Origin of the sequence: Chryseosolibacter indicum, assembly GCF_018598585.1 — a bacterium.
Classification (GTDB): Bacteria; Bacteroidota; Bacteroidia; order Cytophagales; family Cyclobacteriaceae; genus Chryseosolibacter; species Chryseosolibacter indicus.
In genome coordinates, this window is record NZ_JAHESD010000003.1 from 117,304 (window position 1) to 136,059 (window position 18,756).

The window sequence follows — 18,756 nt, forward strand, 5'->3', positions numbered from 1 at the left end:
TATTTTAAGAGGTTTTAATAATTAGTATATAAATGCCTACCATTCAACAACTTGTAAGAAAAGGCCGTACGAAATTGACTTTCAAGTCTAAGTCACCTGCCTTGGATTCTTGCCCACAGCGCAGAGGTGTATGTACACGTGTGTACACAACGACCCCTAAAAAGCCGAATTCTGCTATGCGTAAGGTAGCAAGGGTTCGTTTAACAAACGGTAAAGAAGTAAACGCATATATTCCAGGTGAGGGTCACAACCTACAAGAGCACTCAATTGTGCTTATTCGCGGCGGAAGGGTAAAAGATCTTCCAGGTGTTCGTTATCACATTATTCGTGGAGCATTGGACACTGCAGGTGTAAATGGCCGTCTTCAAGGTCGTTCTAAATATGGAGCTAAAAGACCTAAAGCTGGTGCAGCTGCAGCTCCTGCAAAAGGTGCTCCTGCGAAAGGTAAAAAATAATTGAATTGAACAATGAGAAAGTCTAAACCAAAAAAGAGATACTTACTTCCTGATCCAAAGTTCAATGATACTTTGGTAACAAAATTTGTTAACTACCTGATGGAAAGCGGCAAGAAAAGCGTTGCTTATGGCATTTTCTATGATGCAATTGCGCTTGTTGAGAAAAAGGCCAATGAATCAGGACTTGAAGTATGGAAACGCGCTATGAACAACCTTATGCCTTCGTTAGAGGTTAAAAGTAGACGTGTAGGTGGAGCTACTTTTCAGGTGCCTGTAGAAATCAGACCTGAAAGAAAGATCAACTTAAGTATCAAGTGGCTTATTGATTATTCAAGAGCCCGTGGTGAAAAGACAATGATGGACAAGCTAGCTGCTGAAATCATCGCTGCATCTAAAGGAGAAGGTGCTGCTATTAAGAAGAAAGATGATACACACAGAATGGCAGAAGCGAACAAGGCATTCTCACATTTCAGATTTTAATTGAGGAATTATAAGTAATGGCAAGAGATTTAAAATTCACCAGAAACATTGGTATTGCTGCCCACATCGATGCAGGTAAGACAACTACCACTGAGCGTATTCTATACTATGCTGGTGTAAACCATAAAATTGGAGAAGTGCACGAAGGTGCAGCAACGATGGACTGGATGGCGCAGGAGCAGGAGAGGGGTATTACCATTACTTCAGCTGCAACAACAGTACACTGGAAATATCGTAACAACGAATATCACATCAATATCATTGATACTCCTGGTCACGTGGATTTTACTGTTGAAGTAAACCGCTCACTTCGCGTATTGGATGGTCTTGTGTTCCTCTTTAGTTCAGTTGATGGCGTTGAGCCTCAGTCTGAAACTAACTGGAGGCTTGCTGATAACTATAAAGTAGCCCGTATTGGTTTCGTGAATAAAATGGACCGCTCTGGTGCTGACTTTTTAGGTGTTGTTAAACAAGTAAAAGAAAGATTAGGGAGCAATGCAGTTGCGCTTCAATTACCAATTGGTGCTGAAGACAATTTTAAAGGTGTTGTGGATCTTGTGAACAACCGTGGTATCGTATGGAATGAGCATGATAAGGGGATGACTTTTACTGAAGTTCCTATTCCTGACGATATGAAAGACGAAGTTCTCGAGTACCGTGAGAAGCTTTTAGAAGCTGTAGCAGAGTATGATGAGACATTGATGGAGAAGTTTTTTGAAGATCCTAACTCAATTTCTGAGAAGGAAATTCTCGCAGCACTTCGCAAGGCTACAATCGATATGAAGATTGTTCCTATGGTTTGTGGTTCATCTTTCAAAAATAAAGGTGTTCAAACCATGTTGGATTACGTGATGGAATTACTTCCTTCGCCTCTAGATAAAGATAATATTATTGGAACCGATCCTGATACAAATGGAGAGGTCACCATTAAGCCTGATGAAAAGGAGCCATTTACAGCATTGGCATTTAAAATCGCAACTGATCCGTTTGTAGGACGTTTGTGCTTTATTCGTGCTTACTCTGGTGTTCTTGAATCGGGTTCTTATATTTACAATACCCGCTCAGGACAAAAAGAACGCATCTCCCGCGTATTCCAGATGCATGCGAATAAGCAGAATCAAATCGAAAGACTTGCTGCTGGTGATATCGGTGCTGTTGTTGGATTTAAAGATATTAAAACTGGTGACACCCTTTGTGATGAGAAACGCAAAGTTGTATTGGAATCAATGGTGTTCCCTGAACCTGTTATTGGTTATGCAATCGAGCCTAAAAAACAAGCTGATGCTGATAAATTAGGTATGGCGATTGGTAAACTAGTGGAAGAAGATCCTACACTTCGCGTAAATACTGATCAGGAAACTGGTCAGACTATCCTTCGTGGGATGGGAGAGTTGCACCTTGAAATTATTATCGACCGTTTGAAGCGTGAATTCAAGGTTGAAATCAATCAGGGCGCTCCTCAGGTGGCGTATAAAGAAGCACTTACTAAAGGTGTTGAACACAAGGAGGTTTATAAGAAACAGACTGGTGGTCGTGGTAAGTTCGCTGATATCGTATTTGAGCTTTCGCCACGTGAAGATGGTAAAGAGGGACTTGAGTTTGTTAACGACATCGTTGGTGGTGTTATTCCTAGAGAATTCATTCCTGCGATTCAAAAAGGATTTCAGTCAGCAATGGTTAACGGACCTTTAGCTGGATACCCTGTAGATTCCATGAAAGTACGTCTGTTCCATGGTTCTTACCATGATGTTGACTCTGATGCATTGTCATTTGAATTGGCAGCTCGTTTAGGTTTTAAAGAAGCGGCAAAAAAGGCAGGACCACAGCTTCTTGAACCTATCATGTCTGTGGAAGTTTTATCTCCAGATGAATATACTGGTTCAGTAACGGGTGACTTGAATAGAAGAAGAGGTTTGATGAAGGGTATGGATACAAGAGGTGGTGCTCAAGTTATAAAAGCTGATGTTCCTCTTGCTGAATTGTTCGGTTACGTAACTGATCTTCGTACCATTACTTCAGGACGTGCATCTGCTTCACTTACTTTTTCTCACTATGCTCCGGTTCCTAAAAACCTGGCTGACAAAGTAATTGAAGAAGTTAAAGGTGCTGCTTTAGCGAAATAATATAACTAATTAATTATAGGATTTAGACGATCTCCTAACTGAGACAAAGATGAACCAAAAAATCAGAATAAAACTTAAGTCTTACGACCACAACTTGGTGGATAAATCTTCTGAGAAGATTGTAAGAGCAGTAAAGGCTACCGGTGCTGTAGTAAGTGGTCCTATTCCGCTTCCAACAGAAAAGGAGAAGTTTACTGTATTACGCTCACCGCACGTAAATAAAAAGTCTCGTGAGCAATTTCAACTTTGCACTTATAAGCGCTTAGTAGACATCTACAGTAACAGTGCAAAAACAGTTGATGCGCTTATGAAGCTTGAATTGCCAAGTGGTGTTGATGTAGAGATCAAAGTCTAACGTTTGAAAGATTATTAAAAAAAAGCTATCACTTCAGTGATGGCTTTTTTTATTGCCTCACGCATTAAAGCCTAGCTAATTTGAGATTTTAGTTAGTTGTGTCAAGAACTTGGTGTAGTCCTCAATAGTGTCTAAATCAAACTCTCCATTTTCGAATGGAATTGTCGTTGAATCATCAGTACAGGATTCAATAACTCTTTTTGCTCCCTCATCGTCTCCCAATAGTGTTAAGTTATTATACAACTGTTTATCGAATAGAGCAGGTGTTCCGGTTGTTTTTAAATAGCTGGAAGCTACTACTGGCTTAGAAAGCCGACTGTATGCATTAATAAGCTTGTTGATATGGTCTTTAGTAAGGAAAGGTTGATCGCATACAGAAATAATAACCGCATCTAAATCTTTTCTTAATTCGTTTATGCTTTGTAGGCCGTATTTAATAGATGTGCCGATTCCTCTTTGCCAGTTTGGGTTTATGGTATATTTAATTGGTAAGTCTTTTATTAGACTTTGATGTTCTGCTTGACGAGCGCCCAACACTACTAACGTTTCATCGACATTTGATGAAAGTACTTCCTTTATGGTTTTTATTAATAGAGGTTCGCCGTTAATGGGTAATAATTGTTTAGACTGTCCCATTCTCGAAGAAGATCCTGCTGCAAGAATGATGCATCCAATTGAGACTTCTTTGGTCATTAAATAATTAAAGGTTGGAAGATTTTCGGTATTCTCTATCGGCTAAATAGACTTGTTTAAAAACCTGGTCGCTTTGCTGATCGCGATGATGAATAGGTGCATTTCTATACTTTAAAAAGCCGCCTGACCTGTTTGAAAATTTACTCTGAATTTCTGCAATAATACTGATTGCAATTTCATCTGGTGTTTCTGCGCCAATATCAAGTCCAATAGGCGAGTGAATACGATTAAGATCATTGTCGTCGAACACAATTCCTTCTTGCGCAAGTTCCTCTTTCATTTTATCAAATCTTTTTCTAGGCCCCAGTATGCCTATATAAGGTGATGGCGTTCCTAGAAGTTTTCGGAGAACATCGCGGTCATATTCGTAGTTGTGTGACATAAGAACACAAGCAGTGTATGGGGTAATCGAAAAATCACGGTCAACAAAGTCTCTATGACAAAGTGAAAGTTTGTCAACCCCGGGAAAAAAGGTAGGTGCAATATGAGCTACACATTCATCAGTAATCTGTACAAGCCAGCCTAGGGATTTTGCTAGTTGACTTACAGGTCTTGCATCAAAACCTCCTCCGAATATTATGAGTGAGGTTGAAGGTTGTATTAATTCAATAAACACTTCTGTTTGCCCATTAGCAGATGTATAACTGTTAGCATATGATTTTTTGTTTAAGAAAACCTCTTTAAGATCTTTTTTTACTTCACTAGTGAGACTGCTATTGGAAAATGAAATTTTAACGTTTTCATTTTGAATCAGTAGCTTTTCTCCAATTAATGTTCCATTGAAAACAGTGGCAATACCAGTAGGAATGTTAGTATTAATAATTTCCCTAAGAAGATTTATTGGATTTTTTGCGTCTTGTTCATCAATCGGTTCTATTAAAACATCAATCACACCGTTACAGCCAAGACCGATGCCCAGGTTTTGATTGCTTTCTTCCCTGGTGTCGTAAGTAACGGTCATAGGTTTTTTATCCAGTATTACCTGTCTTGCTTTTCGTAATGCATCACCCTCCAGACAGCCACCGCTAATAGATCCAGTCCACCTTCCATTGTCAGTAATTAACATTCTCGCCCCCGGACTCCTGTAAGAAGACCCGCGAACTCTAACAACTGTAGCAAGGGCTGCTTTCTGCTGTTTTTCGATTTTAGAAAATGCTTCTACAATAGCGATCAGTTCTTTCATGTTCTGCTAATATCAGGACTAATATAAAAAAAGAAAGCCGTCCACCTGCATTTGGTAGACGGCTTTTGGTCAGGTTATATATGCTTAGTATATGGTAGACAAAGCAGTTTTATCGCCGGACGTAAAAGGACGATCACCACCATTTGAACAAGCAAGCATATACGAGCCTGATTCAGGATTTGTTGGTGTGCCAGGTATGTGTACTGCACCATATTGCGAAGGGCCTTCGTTTCCTGCACCGCTAGAGCCACAACTAAATGCTCTGTTCATATAATCTGTATGACGTAGTCCAATAGCATGTCCAATTTCATGTGCAATAACAGTTGTAGCGTCAGCTCTACGACTTGACCCATTGTAAACATATGTGTTTAATTTGATTGGGCTTGCAGGATTTCCACTGGCACTAGGAAAGCCGGCGCTTTGCCCTAGTGTAACAAAACCGCCGCTAGGTAATTCATACATCGTTAGTATTTGAATATTCGCTCCGGTTTTTGTTGTTGTTCTTTGGAATTTTAATGTGAGATTTTCAGCATTATAGCGAGCAAGTGCAGCGTCAAAAGAACTTTGCATATATGAATCGAAGCCAGGATCCATGTATATTTTTAATGTTCTTGGGGTGCTTTTTACAATGTTGGTTGTTCTGTAGTGCTCCTCACCTGCTTTTCCGCCTAGCCCGACAGGTGCAACGAGGTCATCAATTTGATTTTCTGTTAAAAAGATATCATATTCAACAATGTACCCATTTCCTGATTTCTTTAATCCTTCATTCGTATGGAAGCCTGCGGCTTCCAGTTTGGAAATAATTTCTTTCGGAACATCATTTCGTAGTTCTTCTTGTTGTTCTTCACAAGAAAGCATAGCGGTAAACACCAACGCTATGCTTAGCGTTGTAGCATGAATTCTCTTCATAAGTTTTTAAAAATTTAGGTTTGAGTGATTAATGTGTTTGATGAAATAATAAATTAAACGTTAACTTTTCAAGAAATTGGTGAAATATAATTTTAGAAAATCTTCTGAATGAAGAACAAACAGGTTTATATACTTTTTTCTGTCGTTTCTTTTCTTTCTATAACGTTACCGGTATCTGTTATTTCTCAAATTAGAAGTGACAACTTGTTTTCTAGACAGCGTAATCTCATGCCAAAATCAGATAGTTACTTCGTTATCTCCTATTCTAATAACGAAATACAGAATCTAAGGAAGAGTGAGTCGGTAAGATACCTCAGAAAATTGTCTGCTACTAAGTATATAATTGCTTTCAACGGAGTTCCTAGCGTTCCGTTTTACATCAAAGGCCAATCAAAGGATGACAATAGTTGGAAACTCCCTTCGGGTACTAATATTGCTGATCAAAAGGAATGCAAATATGTTGTTTGTGTACTAGATATAGATGCTTTTATAAAAGCGAATAATAGTAATGATGTAAATATTATCAATATCTACGATGACTCACAAACTATAATAATCAGAATTAAGGACGATAAAACGTTAAATCAGCTTTTAGAGTTGAGTAATGTTGTTTTTGTAAAACCATATCAATCTGCTAAAGAAGAGTCACCTAATTCCTTTCAAGATAATAGTGTAAATAAAATTAATATCGTACATCACGAGAATCCTTTTATAGCTGGGGAAGATTTGACAGTATGTGTTAAGGAAAGGACTATTGATAAAACTGACATTGATCTTAAGAATAGAATTATTAATTCTGAACTTGAAGATTCACAAGTTTCTTTACATGCGAATCAGATTGCAACTATGATTGCAGGAGGAGGAAATACCCTTCACACTGCTCGTGGTGCTTCATGGAAAAGCCGAGTAATGTCATCGAGTTTTGATAATCTCTTTCCTGATAATATTAGGGAGTTACAGGGCAATGGTGTTACTGTACAGAATCATTCATATGGTGTTGCTATCGAGAATTATTACGGACCGGAGGCGCATGCTTATGATGAAAGTATAAATAAAGCACCAGAGATACTTCATGTTTTTTCATCAGGAAATTCAGGTGAGGAGATTCCTTTAACTGGCAATTATGCCGGGTTGGGAAGGTATTCAAATATTACTGGTAATATGAAGATGTCAAAAAATGCTTTGGTTGTAGGAGGACATAGTAGAGAACTTCAAGTAGATTCTCGTATTTCTAGGGGCCCCGCCTATGATGGACGCATAAAGCCTGAAGTAGTAGCATTTGGTCCCGAAGGTTCTTCAGACGCAGCTGCGGTAGCTTCTGGTACTGCTTTACTTTTACAGGATGCCTACACGCAGATTAATGAAAAGATTCCTTCATGTGACTTGGTGAGGTCTGTTATGATTGCTGGGGCGGATGACGTAGGAGCCGTAGGGATAGATCATGTGACTGGATATGGTGCTATTAACGCTTACAGATCAATACAACTTATAAAGAATAAATGGTTTTATCAGGACTCGCTTCAAGATAATCAGGATAAATTGGTATCACTTGATGTGCCTGCAGGAATAAAGTCTCTTAAAGTCACCTTAAGTTGGATTGATCCAGCTGCAACTGCCGGAGATGTTCAGGCTTTAGTAAATGACATTGATCTTAAAGTTATCGATGATGATCAAAACACAATATTGCCATGGTGTTTAAGTAGTTATCCTCACATTGACTCTCTATCTCTAATTGCAAAACGTCGTGAAGATCATTTGAATAATAATGAAATAATAACAATAGAAAATCCGCGGGAAGGGAAGTACATAATAAAAGTATCTTCTAAAGCCTTGGCTACATCTTATCAAAAGTACTCGGTAACCTTCTTCATGGATAGTATAGACAGCTTTAAATGGACTTACCCTACAGGTTCCGATCCTCATCCTACAAACTCTGAAAAGTATTTAAGATGGAATACGACTTACAATGGGATAGGAGATTTAGCTGTTAGCGTTAACGGATCTTCTTACGTAACTATTAGTAATAGTGTCAGTTTAAATGGAGGATTCTATAAATGGCTTACTCCGGATAGTACGGGAACAGCAGTGGTTAGAATGAAGATACATGATAAAACTTACTACAGTGATACTTTTTATATTACGCCGCCTGTAAATGTATCGATAGGATATAATTGTGATGATGAAGTAATGATAAATTGGAACGCCATCGAGAAAGCAACTGCTTATCGAATATATACTCTAGGGGATTTATTTTTAAAACCTTTGACAGAGGTTGGAGATACTTCATTCATTATTAAAAAAGGTCACTTAGTTGACGAGTACGTGGCGGTAGAACCTCTAATGGACAAAAAATCTGGCGGTGTAAGAAGCATTAGCTACAATGTGGGAACACAAGGAGTTAATTGTTATTACTTAACTTTTACTGCTCAAGCTGTTGAATCATCTGCCTTATTAACCTTAAATCTTAGCACTTCAACCCAGGTTCAGAAGATAATCTGGCAAAAGATGGTAGGTGGAATATATCTTTCATTAGATGAAAGTGCAGTCGTAAATGAAGAGTTGTTGTATAACTATACCGATCATTCTATTACTGGAGGTATTACAGATTATCGGGCAATTATCGTTGTGAAAGGTAGAGGTGAGGTGTTGACTAATACAGCAAGAGTCTACTATGCGGAAAAGGAAAATGTCTATTTATATCCTAATCCTGTTCGTACGACTGAGGAACTTGAAATCTTAACTAATGGCGACAATCTTTTATTGCAAATAATTGATGTACAAGGAAGAGTTGTAAAAAGGCAAATACTTAATACCCTCCTTTCCAAAGTAAGCATTAGCGATCTTCCACCAGGTTTATACATATATAGATTACAAAGGGGAAGTGATTTTTTTAGCTCAGGAAGGATTGTAATTAAGTAACATGTAAAAGCTGCAAGAAATGTCAGATGAATGCCATCTTCATCTGACATCAGTTATTACTTTCTTGCTGAAGCTACTTCAGCTGGAGTTACTGCAGCACCTTTATTTCCCCACGAATTCCTGATGTAGTTAAGAACATCACTTACTTGTTCATCAGAAAGATCAAAAGCCGGCATCTCACTATTATATGTTTTTCCGTTTACCTTCATCTCACCACTTACCCCATTTATTATTTGCTTGATAGAACGATTCTTGTCAGCCATTAGATAATCTGACTTTGCCAACGGTGGATATACGTCTTCTATTCCTTCTCCTTGTTCCTGGTGACAAGAGATACATTGTGCTACATAAATGTCTTGACCACGTGCAATGCTGGCTTTAAGGTCAAACTTTTGATTTTTATTGAATGAGAATTGAATTACAGCAGTTAAAACAATAAAGGTGCTTAAAAAATACTTTTTCATACGTGTTTTAATAGTTAAGAAAGCAATCTCCATACCGCGATTGCTTTCCAAAGTAAGATTAAACTTCTTCTAAAGTAAAAGGTAAAGTTCGTATTCTTTTACCAGTTAAATCAAAAATTGCGTTGGTCAATGCGGGAGCAAATGGAGGAAGGGCTGGTTCACCAACACCGCCGGCTTTCTCATCATTTTCCATGATGTGAACCTCAATCTCTGGAGTGTCGGTTATTCTCGGTAGTTTGTAAGTATCGAAATTTCTTTCAACAGCTTTGCCATCCTTGAAATGAGTCTCGTGTTTTATTGCAGCGCCTAAAGCCATAATAATGCTTCCCTCTACCTGAGCCCTGATTGTATCAGGATTAACATACCACCCACAATCCATTACAGCCCAAACTTTATCGATTTTTAACTTACCGTCTGCCTTCTTGGATACTTTCACTACTTCACCTACTATGGAAGAGAAGCATTCTGTAATCGCTACGCCATAACCTGAATTCTTACTTTTCGATTTCCAACCACTTACCTGTTCTAGCTTACTTATCAGTTCGTGATAGCGCTCATCCCAAATATGTTGTCTTCTGAATTCAAGTGCATCTTTGTTTACGCTTATAGCAAGTTCATCCATGAAGCTTTCAAAGGCAAAAGCATTTGTAGAAGAATAAACAGAACGCCACCACATTACCGGAACCGGTGATTCTAATGGAACATCCCCAAAATTATAATGAGGAAGACTGTTAAAATAAGTTTCTAAAAATCCTTCAGTTACGCTTGAGTTGTAACTGCCTTTGTTCGCTCCGGGGTTTTGATGATCCATGTTTTGACCTGCCATTTTCGTCTCAAATCCGCGAATCCTTCCGTCATCTGTCAAGGCAGCCTTGCATTGGTAAACCATGCCAGGCCTGAAAGGACCTTGTGTCATATCATCTTCACGTGTCCAAACTACCTGAACGGGTGTCTTAATTTCTTTTGATATCATTACTGCCTCATGAGGATAATCAGTAAATGCTTTTCTGCCGAAACCCCCACCGAGGAAAGTCATGTTAACTGTTACATTTTCCAATGGAATACCTAATTGCGTACTAATATCACTTTGAATCCAATCAGGGCCTTGGATAGGGCCCCATATTTCAACCCTATCACCTGTAACATTTGCAATACAATTCACAGGCTCTATACAGCTGTGGGATTCATAAGGTGTTTCATATATAGCTTCCAGTTTCCTGGTCTCCTTCTCCATCACATTCTTAAAATTACCCTTTGTCTTAAACGATATCGGCTCTTCTTTAAGCTGATCTCTCATTTTTGAATAAAGTTGTTCTGTGCTGTGATGTTCAAATCCAGCATCATCCCATTCTACTTTTAGAGCCTTACGCCCCTGCATGGCAGACCAAAGGTTGTCGGCTACAACAGCAACACCTTCACGCTTATGAGAGAAAACATTCATTTGAACTTTTAAGACATGCTTAACGCCCGGTATAGCCCTTGCAGCGGTGTCATCAAAACTTTTTACCTTCCCTAAAAATCTTGGGTTACGCTCTACAACAGCATAAAGCATTCCGGGAAGCTTCTTATCTATACCAAAGATCGCTTTTCCATTGACCTTTAGTGGTGTATCCTGCCGTGGTAATGGCTTCCGTAGAATTTTATAATCCTTAGGATGTTTTAAGGCTACATCTTTTGGAGGCTCCAATTTAGATGCAGCCTCAACAAGCTCTCCATACCCTAACTTTTTTCCAGATGCTTTGTGAATGATAAAACCATTTTCAGCATAGAGCTCAGAAATAGGTACACCAAGTTTGTTAGATGCCGCAAGCTTCAGCATTTCTCTTGCTGTTGCACTGAGTTTTAAAAGCTTTTTATAGATGCCTCTTACTGTAGAACTTCCTCCTGTTATTTGATTTCCATATTTGGCGTTGTTACCTACTCCAAAAACAATATTTACATCATTTAAATCTACTTCAAGTTCTTCTGCAATAATTTGAGGTACTGCCTGATATGATCCCTGCCCCATCTCTGAGCGATGATTAACAATTGTTACCTTTCCTGTTGTGTCAATTGTTATCCATGCATTCAATTCTATTCCCAGATTGTTTGCTGTGTCGGTGCTAACAATACTCCCTTCTTTAGCTTTTGCAGTTGAATAAAAGCCAAGTGATAAAGCTGCACCTGTCAAACCAGTAAGCTTTAGGAAATTTCTTCTGGATAAATTTTTAGCTGATGTCTCCATAGTAAAAGTTATTTAGCAGAGGCTTTTTGATTCATGAGTTGAGATGCTGTTTTGATTGCTTTACGAATCCTTGGGTAGGTTCCGCATCTGCAAAGATGCCCTTGCATTGCTGAATCAATGTCTTTATCTGCTGGATTAGGGTTACGCTTCAGTAGAGCCGTGGCAGCCATAATTTGGCCTGATTGACAATAACCGCATTGTGGTACTTGCTCTTGTATCCACGCCTGTTGTACCGGGTGAGAGTTGTCTTCAGATAATCCTTCAATAGTCGTGATGTTCTTGTTTGATGCTGCAGAAACAGGAATTGAACACGAACGAACCGGATTGCCTTCCAAATGAACAGTACATGCGCCGCATTGAGCAATGCCACAGCCATACTTTGTGCCAGTAAGACCTATAAGATCTCGAATGGCCCATAACAATGGCATTTTAGGGTCAGCATCTATAGTAATGTTCTTGTCGTTGATTTTTAGGGTTATAGAAGCCATGAGTAAGAGGTTTGATTCTGATTAAAAATAGCAAATAGGACTGTGATTTTTTTAATATATGATTTAGCGAATGCGGTATATATTTAACAAAAGCACAATTTTAGTTCTCAGTGGTTGTACTATTGGTATAAACAACAGTTTTAACCTGATATATTTTTGCTTAGAATGCGGCTGTCGCCTAAGTAATCAGGAATAAGATTTTTGTAATAATGAGCAACGTTAGGATAAAATTATGAAAAAGGCTGTCCCGTATGTAATAGTATTCCTACTCTTGGCTCAATCTGTAAAGGCGCAAACGACCTTGGAAGTTTCGATAAAGAATATCAAAGAGCCGAAAGGAACCATAAGAGTGGGCCTTTTTAATAATGAAAAGGACTTCCTGAAAAAGCCAGTCGATGGTAAAGTGGTGGATGTAACGTCTCATAGTGTAGCAGTTATGTTCGAAAACCTTCAGCCGGGCGATTACGCAATAAGCGTTATACACGATAAGAATTCAAATGGCGATTTGGATACTAATATTATGGGAATACCGAAAGAAGGCTTCGGATTTGGAAATGATTCGATGGGATTATTTGGACCACCATCTTTTGATAAAGCAAAAGTTACTGTTAAGGAAGGACTGGTAAAAGCAGAAATTACGCTAAAATATTTCTGACTTAATTACAGTCTTGCAGCATGTCACTTGCTTCTTTAACATCAATAATTCCCTTTTCATGACTCCAGGAATTGTAAATGTAAGTGGAAATCTCAGCTATCTCTAAATCGCTTAAAAGGGCCATAGGAGGCATGCGTTGGTTGTAGGCCTTTCCATTTACAATAAGCTCGCCTTCTTTTCCGTACCGAATAAGACACAATACATCTTTCAGATTCTTGTCCATGTAATCTGATTCGTTCAATGGGGGGTAAACTAAACCTAAACCCTTGCCATTTTTTTGGTGACAGTTACTGCAATGTTTAAGGTAGAGCTGCTCACCCTGGTTATAGTATTGTTGGAATTTAGTAGAAGAATTTTTGGATATTCTATCCTCGCTATTCTTATTACAAGAAACTAGCAACGAACCAAAAAGTAAAAAGTAAAAAGAAGAGAGCCTTATAAGGCTTTTAGCTTTCTGCCTTTTTCCTCTAAAGCTAGGCCTATTTACTTTCTCTCTTATACTCATTCTTTAATCTTTCCAAATCTGCCATCAGCCTGTTTACATCCTCTTCTTTTGTTCCATCATATTTGCCACGTATTCTTCGCTCTTTATCAATTAACAGAAAAGCTCCGCTGTGAATAAATCCATCCGGTTCTGCTTTGTCTTCCATTGCAGTAGCAAAGTAACTTGTTTGAGCAATATTGTAGATAGAATCTTTTTTGCCCGTTACAAAATGCCACTTGCTGCTCTTAACACCGAGGCGTTCAGCAAAGTCTTTTAGTTTCCCGACAGTATCATACTCGGGATCTATGGTATGAGATAGGATTAAAATTTCAGGATCATTTTCAATCGAATCATAAACACGTAGCATCTGTGTTTTCATAATCGGGCAGATCGTTCTGCATGATGTAAAGAAGAAGTCAGCTACGTAGATTTTATCTTTAAACGTTTCGTTCGTTACTATTTGGCTGTCCTGATCGACAAATCTGAAATCAGCAATGGTATGATACACCGTATCACTACCCTCTACATTGCGTTCTCCGAGGATAGGTAAATTTTGCTCTTTCTTTCTAATGCAGGCACCGAACAGAAAGCAAAGTGCAAGGAACAATGCAATTGCATTTGTAATCTTAGATCTATTCATTTTTTCTGTACTTCTTATAAATTTTTATCCCTATCAATATCAGGAATGTTACAGCACCAAGGCCCAACAAGCCCCAAACCATACTAAGGGCATTCTTTAATACTATAATAAAAACAATACTTATCAGGAATAAAGTTGCAACCTCATTCCACATTCTTAGTTGCTGAGATGTATACTTAATAGTATCATTCCTCAATTGGTTAAAGATCCGGTGTATCGAAAAGTGGTAGATGTAAAGAAGGAACACGAGTGTTAATTTAATATGCATAAAACCTTGCTGTAAATATCCCGGTTGAGTGATAAGCAAGGAGGCGCCCATGCCAAGAGTAATTACTGCTGATGGCCATGTTATTCCATACCACAACCGTGACGCCCAGATTTTAACATATTTTAATAATACTGCCTTCTCTTGTTCAGGTTTATCGTATGCTTCTACCAGGTAAATTAAAAGCCGGGGCATGTAGAACAACCCTGCAAACCACGTTACAATAAAAATTATGTGTACTGCTTTTAGGTAGAGAAATGCCATGTTGCAAAAGTGGTTAGCAAAGCATCACTAACCAATACTTTTCTTGCTTTAATTCAAAATAATTGTATCGCCTACGTTAACAATGCCTTGATCTAGCGCTACCAGGTTCTGACCAAAATAGATTTTATTGTCTCGCTTTCTATACTTTGCCAGCGTTGCAAGTGGTTCCGGCCCCTTTACCGCAGTATCTTGATTTACTGTTGTAAGAACACATCGCGCGCAAGGCTTTACAGCTACAAACCTATTCTTTCCTATTGAGAAATGTCTCCAGTTGTCTTCCTCATAAGGCTCGCCTCCGTCAAAAACAAAATTAGGACGAAACCTGTTCATCGGAAGGGGTTCTGCAAGCTTGTCATTTAAGTAGTCAAGACTCGCTTGGCCTATGATTAAAAATGGATAAGCATCTGCGAGGCTTACATTCTCTTCATTAACCTTATACCTTGCATCAACAGCACGAGGCTTATTCTCAGGAAAATTAACAAGCTTACACTTAAAGTTTAGCAGAGAAGAAAACCACTCACTTATCTTGGTGTCAACTTCAACTACTTCTATATCATCATCCCATATTTTCGCTTTCAATACTTCTCCTAGGGCAGGAGCATTGGTATCAATTATTAAGGATGGACTTTCAGTAGATTGGTGGGGGTTCTTGTACGTTATTGTAATTCTATCGTGATCCAGTGAAAGTTTGAAGAAGGCCATCGTGGAGTATACGCGTTGAGTTAAAAACGTGCCGTACTCATCAACCAACATCCATCTTCTGTCCAGCGCCAATCCCTTTTCTAATACTTTTGCGCTGTTTAATTTAATTCCTCCTAAGGATTTGATTGGATATATCCAGATTTCACTTAATGTTAAAGCTTTCATCTCTGTACTCGTGCTGTTAATACGCAATGCCGATATTATTGTTTCAATTTAAAAAGGATGGCTCCTGGTACTCCCCTCTGAAAGTTATTTTAAAATTGTCCTAGCACCAACGCAATCTATTAACGAAAAAAATTGAGCTTACTAAAGAGTAAAAATGTTAATCTGGCCATTTTTTCGTATATTATTATGCATTTCTTGTAAGTCTGTAAGGTCTTATTCCCGGTCATTTTTAATAAAATATTAGATAAGCTAAATGTTAGTAGGAGAGGAGGATGAGTGGAGAAGGAGTGGAGAATGACTGGAGAATGGGTCTGGCTATGGCAGAGCCAGGGCGGGCTTACGGCGAAGCTCGGGTTGACAAAAGCAGCCGGTGTCCGATCTGGAGAAAAAACTTAAAGTTGGAGTTAATTGGGCTAACCCTGATACGTAAGTGTATTATTTGAAAGAAAAAGGGCAATTGTTGATTGCCCTCTTCTTCATTAAAGCTCGTTTTATTACCGCTTAAACAGCTTGCTTCAATTGTACGCGATCGTTCAGTTTTACACTGTCATCAGCTTCAAAATGATAAAGCTTCTCATAGTACTCGTCTGCCATACGGCCCGAGTCAAAGAAAGGAGTCACTTCTCGCATACTTGTTTTCACAAGTTCTGCCCATTTCTCAGGCTGATCATAATACATTGGTATAATCTCGTATTCTAAAACATCTAACAGATGTTGAGCCTCTATTCTATCCTTCTCTTCCTGGCTTAAATGATCAGGCGCTGGCTGAATGAGGAACGAGTTACGACCATGTTTCGAAAACTCTGGTACCCATCCATCAGGTATAGAAAAGTTAACTGACGCATTCATGGCTGCAGTCATTCCCGATGTGCCAGAAGCTTCATGATACAGCTTCGGGTTATTCAACCATATATCAGAACCTTTTTTAAGATGACCTGATAACCATAACTCATAACCAGTAACTACGGTGCAGTTCGATAGTTCTTTTGTCTTCCAGTAGATATCGTTAAAGATATTTATTGCTCCGTAATCCTCAGGGTAAGGCTTACCAGCCCAAATAATCTGAATAGGATATTTTTGATTCTTCGCAATTCTTAAGAAGCGATTGAAGTCAGCAAGGATAAGGTTCGCACGCTTATAAGCCGCAAATCTTCTTGCCCATACAATTGTCAGAACGTTTTCATCGAACAGTTTACCGGTTTGGTTGGCAACAATTCTGAAAAGCTTGTTCTTAAGTTCCTTTTTACGCGTAACAAGGTTTGCATTGTTATTCTGCTCTAGGGCCTTGTCTAATTCAGCGTCTCGCCAGTAAGTCTTATTCTGTGCATTGGTTATGGCAGTAATATCGCAAATGCCTTCATAGCTATTCCACATCTTCCGCGCTACTTCTCCATGAAGTTGAGAAACTCCGTTAGCTATTTTAGCCATACGCAGTGCTGCCAATGTATAGTTTAAAACGCCATTCTCAGGTTTAACATGCTCTTCTACTACATCAAGCGATAGGCCGTTAAAAAAGCTCATGTTATTTAGCAATGAAACACTGTGCTCTTCATTACCCGCTTTCTCAGGAGTATGTGTTGTAAATACTACGCGTTTCTTTACTTCATTAATGTCTTTGTACTTATCCAATAAGTAAAAGCAAAGCGGTAGGGCGTGGCCTTCATTCATGTGATAGATCTCTGTTTGTCTCTCTAGCACATCAAGTAGTTTTGCGCCACCAGTTCCTAATAATATAGATTGTGCTACACGGGTAGTTTCATTAGGATCATAAAGCCTGTGGCTGATTGTTTGAGCAAGATAATCGTTCTCAGGAATATCAGTACTCAAAAGAAACAGCGGTGCACTTTTAAAAGTCTCTGGTTTTAGCAGGTATGCTTTAACCCAAACCTTAGCACCATGTATGGTAATAGGGAAAAGGATTTTAGTATCTACAAGAAAATGATAGTCTTTGTCTCTGAAGCTTGCCCGCATGGTCTGATCTTGGTTACGCTCCTGGTCATAGTACCCTTTCTTCCAAAGAATACCAATACCAATAAGGTCCTGCTTCAATTCATACGCACTGCGAAGGTGAGATCCGGCAAGAAATCCAAGACCACCGCTATATATTTTTAGTGGTTGATCCACTGCAAATTCCATTGAGAAGTATGCTACAGGTTTGCTATATTTTTTATCAAACTTGTAAGGGAATAGTTCTGATAGATTGAACATAGTAATAAAGGGAATGCTATTAAAGATGCAAACCTAATAAAGGGATGCCATCATACTTTTTGTTTTTTAAATATAAACTTACCTGAGTTATTCGCAATCGATTGATCAAAGTTGTTGGATCAAAGCTTCGATCGAAGATAATTTATACTGCTGGTTGTATTTATTTAATATCCAGTGAGGCTTACTTTCCTCAACTATCACATAAACGGAAATTCCATAGGTACTAGCATCCTCAGCGTGTGAAATAATCTTAAAGCCCGTTCTCTCCAATGCATTTTTTGTCCAAAGAAACTCATGTCCTGTACCAGTTAAAAAAATAGTTTGTTCTCTGAATAATTGATGTTGAATCTTCCCTGTCTTCAAATCAAAACCTTTAAACTGAAAGATCTCATCAAAAGAACCATTAAGGACAAGATCTTCAGGTATTCCCTTGAGAATGTTCTTATTCTTACCAGCAAGCCAAATCAAATCAGCTGTCTGAAGAGCCAGGTCGAGTTCATGCGTTGCTACCAGAATAGCCTTGTTCATCTCGTGAGATAACGATCTCAAAAGTCTCATTATTTCAACGCGGTTATTCAAGTCCAGGTGTGCTGTTGGTTCATCCAGCATAATGATGGGAGTATCTTGAGCAATAGCGCGGGCAATCATCGTCATTTGTAACTGGCCGTCGCTTAATTCTGCAATTCTCTTATCAGTAATATCGTAGAGACGCACTTTTTCAATTGCTCCTTCAACCGCCTTTAAGTCATGTGACGATAGTTTAATATTCCAGTTTGTATAAGGATATCGTCCAAATGTTACTAATTCATACACGGTCATGTTGGCGGCAGTTACCTTGTTTGTAAGTACAACTGCAATTTCCTTCGGATGAAATGAAGAGTCATTACCTGAAAGATTCACTTCTCCAGCAAGCGGTTTCTGAAGACCAGCAAGGGTTCTTATCAGCGAAGACTTTCCAATGCCGTTAGGTCCCATAAAGCATACGAGCTGTCCCTTATTCAAAGACAGATTTATATTCTCGAAGAGAACCTGATTATTATAACCGATGGAGAGTGCTTTGGTATAGAGTGACAACGTATT

18 protein-coding genes are annotated in these 18,756 nt (G+C 38.7%); 6 read left to right on the top strand and 12 right to left on the bottom strand.

What is annotated here, in order from left to right; all coding sequences use genetic code 11:
- The first annotated feature begins 32 nt into the window (after positions 1–32).
- The 4 genes from rpsL to rpsJ are packed head-to-tail and all read left to right on the top strand — an operon-like array spanning position 33 to position 3,413.
- On the top strand, positions 33–455 hold the full coding sequence (gene rpsL, locus KK060_RS02165) for a 30S ribosomal protein S12 (protein ID WP_254151758.1): 423 nt from the start codon (positions 33–35) through the stop codon (positions 453–455).
- 12 nt (positions 456–467) lie between these two features.
- On the top strand, positions 468–935 hold the full coding sequence (rpsG, locus tag KK060_RS02170; RefSeq protein WP_254151759.1) for a 30S ribosomal protein S7: 468 nt from the start codon (positions 468–470) through the stop codon (positions 933–935).
- Positions 936–952: 17 nt separating this feature from the next.
- Positions 953–3,058, top strand: a complete 2,106-nt coding sequence (gene fusA / locus KK060_RS02175; protein ID WP_254151760.1) for an elongation factor G — start codon at positions 953–955, stop codon at positions 3,056–3,058.
- A 49-nt stretch (positions 3,059–3,107) separates the two neighbouring features.
- A complete protein-coding gene (gene rpsJ, locus KK060_RS02180; protein WP_079688288.1) occupies positions 3,108–3,413 on the top strand; it encodes a 30S ribosomal protein S10 in 306 nt (101 codons plus the stop codon).
- Positions 3,414–3,488: 75 nt separating this feature from the next.
- On the opposite strand, the gene KK060_RS02185 is transcribed toward rpsJ, so the two are convergent.
- From KK060_RS02185 to KK060_RS02195, 3 genes are all read right to left on the bottom strand, one after another.
- Complete coding sequence (locus KK060_RS02185; protein ID WP_254151761.1) at positions 3,489–4,106, bottom strand: nucleotidyltransferase family protein; 618 nt, start codon at positions 4,104–4,106, stop codon at positions 3,489–3,491.
- A 7-nt stretch (positions 4,107–4,113) separates the two neighbouring features.
- Positions 4,114–5,289, bottom strand: a complete 1,176-nt coding sequence (locus KK060_RS02190) for an XdhC family protein (RefSeq protein ID WP_254151762.1) — start codon at positions 5,287–5,289, stop codon at positions 4,114–4,116.
- Between the two features lie 84 nt (positions 5,290–5,373).
- Positions 5,374–6,198 carry a M57 family metalloprotease gene (locus KK060_RS02195; protein ID WP_254151763.1) on the bottom strand — a complete coding sequence of 275 codons (825 nt, stop codon included), beginning with the start codon at positions 6,196–6,198 and terminating at the stop codon, positions 5,374–5,376.
- A gap of 108 nt (positions 6,199–6,306) precedes the next feature.
- Between KK060_RS02195 and KK060_RS02200 the strand changes: the two genes are divergently transcribed.
- Positions 6,307–9,117, top strand: a complete 2,811-nt coding sequence (locus KK060_RS02200; RefSeq protein WP_254151764.1) for a S8 family peptidase — start codon at positions 6,307–6,309, stop codon at positions 9,115–9,117.
- Positions 9,118–9,173: 56 nt separating this feature from the next.
- Here the strand turns inward: KK060_RS02200 and KK060_RS02205 are convergent, their stop codons facing one another.
- Genes KK060_RS02205 through KK060_RS02215 form a run of 3 tightly spaced genes read right to left on the bottom strand, consistent with a single transcriptional unit; the run spans position 9,174 to position 12,293 of the window.
- Entirely contained in the window at positions 9,174–9,581 is a 408-nt protein-coding gene (locus KK060_RS02205; RefSeq protein WP_254151765.1) for a c-type cytochrome, read from the bottom strand.
- A 58-nt stretch (positions 9,582–9,639) separates the two neighbouring features.
- Positions 9,640–11,805, bottom strand: coding sequence for a molybdopterin cofactor-binding domain-containing protein (locus KK060_RS02210; RefSeq protein ID WP_254151766.1), 2,166 nt, complete (start codon positions 11,803–11,805; stop codon positions 9,640–9,642).
- A gap of 8 nt (positions 11,806–11,813) precedes the next feature.
- Positions 11,814–12,293 carry a (2Fe-2S)-binding protein gene (locus KK060_RS02215; protein ID WP_254151767.1) on the bottom strand — a complete coding sequence of 160 codons (480 nt, stop codon included), beginning with the start codon at positions 12,291–12,293 and terminating at the stop codon, positions 11,814–11,816.
- A 232-nt stretch (positions 12,294–12,525) separates the two neighbouring features.
- On the opposite strand from KK060_RS02215, the gene KK060_RS02220 reads away from it, so the two are divergent.
- Positions 12,526–12,948, top strand: coding sequence for a DUF2141 domain-containing protein (locus KK060_RS02220; RefSeq protein WP_254151768.1), 423 nt, complete (start codon positions 12,526–12,528; stop codon positions 12,946–12,948).
- A 1-nt stretch (position 12,949) separates the two neighbouring features.
- On the opposite strand, the gene KK060_RS02225 is transcribed toward KK060_RS02220, so the two are convergent.
- The 6 genes from KK060_RS02225 to KK060_RS02250 all read right to left on the bottom strand — a co-directional run bounded on the left by KK060_RS02225 (position 12,950) and on the right by KK060_RS02250 (position 18,750).
- A complete protein-coding gene (locus KK060_RS02225) occupies positions 12,950–13,453 on the bottom strand; it encodes a c-type cytochrome (RefSeq protein ID WP_254151769.1) in 504 nt (167 codons plus the stop codon).
- Positions 13,428–14,072, bottom strand: coding sequence for an SCO family protein (locus KK060_RS02230; protein ID WP_254151770.1), 645 nt, complete (start codon positions 14,070–14,072; stop codon positions 13,428–13,430). The genes KK060_RS02225 and KK060_RS02230 overlap by 26 nt, the downstream gene beginning before the upstream one ends.
- Entirely contained in the window at positions 14,065–14,601 is a 537-nt protein-coding gene (locus tag KK060_RS02235) for a CopD family protein (RefSeq protein ID WP_254151771.1), read from the bottom strand. Before KK060_RS02235 ends, KK060_RS02230 begins: the two co-directional genes overlap by 8 nt.
- Before the next feature lie 48 nt (positions 14,602–14,649).
- Entirely contained in the window at positions 14,650–15,468 is an 819-nt protein-coding gene (locus KK060_RS02240; RefSeq protein WP_254151772.1) for an MOSC domain-containing protein, read from the bottom strand.
- A 501-nt stretch (positions 15,469–15,969) separates the two neighbouring features.
- Positions 15,970–17,676, bottom strand: coding sequence for an alpha-glucan family phosphorylase (gene glgP, locus KK060_RS02245; RefSeq protein ID WP_254151773.1), 1,707 nt, complete (start codon positions 17,674–17,676; stop codon positions 15,970–15,972).
- Positions 17,677–17,781: 105 nt separating this feature from the next.
- Positions 17,782–18,750, bottom strand: coding sequence for an ABC transporter ATP-binding protein (locus KK060_RS02250; protein ID WP_254151774.1), 969 nt, complete (start codon positions 18,748–18,750; stop codon positions 17,782–17,784).
- Positions 18,751–18,756 lie beyond the last annotated feature (6 nt).

Coding starts and splice junctions, on each gene's coding strand:
- KK060_RS02210 (WP_254151766.1), bottom strand. CDS start 11,805: ATGGAGACATCAGCTAAAAATTTATCCAGAAGAAATTTCCTAAAGCTT.
- rpsG (WP_254151759.1), top strand. CDS start 468: ATGAGAAAGTCTAAACCAAAAAAGAGATACTTACTTCCTGATCCAAAG.
- KK060_RS02240 (WP_254151772.1), bottom strand. CDS start 15,468: ATGAAAGCTTTAACATTAAGTGAAATCTGGATATATCCAATCAAATCC.
- KK060_RS02195 (WP_254151763.1), bottom strand. CDS start 6,198: ATGAAGAGAATTCATGCTACAACGCTAAGCATAGCGTTGGTGTTTACC.
- fusA (WP_254151760.1), top strand. CDS start 953: ATGGCAAGAGATTTAAAATTCACCAGAAACATTGGTATTGCTGCCCAC.
- KK060_RS02230 (WP_254151770.1), bottom strand. CDS start 14,072: ATGAATAGATCTAAGATTACAAATGCAATTGCATTGTTCCTTGCACTT.
- KK060_RS02185 (WP_254151761.1), bottom strand. CDS start 4,106: ATGACCAAAGAAGTCTCAATTGGATGCATCATTCTTGCAGCAGGATCT.
- glgP (WP_254151773.1), bottom strand. CDS start 17,676: ATGTTCAATCTATCAGAACTATTCCCTTACAAGTTTGATAAAAAATAT.
- rpsL (WP_254151758.1), top strand. CDS start 33: ATGCCTACCATTCAACAACTTGTAAGAAAAGGCCGTACGAAATTGACT.
- rpsJ (WP_079688288.1), top strand. CDS start 3,108: ATGAACCAAAAAATCAGAATAAAACTTAAGTCTTACGACCACAACTTG.
- KK060_RS02205 (WP_254151765.1), bottom strand. CDS start 9,581: ATGAAAAAGTATTTTTTAAGCACCTTTATTGTTTTAACTGCTGTAATT.
- KK060_RS02235 (WP_254151771.1), bottom strand. CDS start 14,601: ATGGCATTTCTCTACCTAAAAGCAGTACACATAATTTTTATTGTAACG.
- KK060_RS02200 (WP_254151764.1), top strand. CDS start 6,307: ATGAAGAACAAACAGGTTTATATACTTTTTTCTGTCGTTTCTTTTCTT.
- KK060_RS02220 (WP_254151768.1), top strand. CDS start 12,526: ATGAAAAAGGCTGTCCCGTATGTAATAGTATTCCTACTCTTGGCTCAA.
- KK060_RS02215 (WP_254151767.1), bottom strand. CDS start 12,293: ATGGCTTCTATAACCCTAAAAATCAACGACAAGAACATTACTATAGAT.
- KK060_RS02225 (WP_254151769.1), bottom strand. CDS start 13,453: ATGAGTATAAGAGAGAAAGTAAATAGGCCTAGCTTTAGAGGAAAAAGG.
- KK060_RS02190 (WP_254151762.1), bottom strand. CDS start 5,289: ATGAAAGAACTGATCGCTATTGTAGAAGCATTTTCTAAAATCGAAAAA.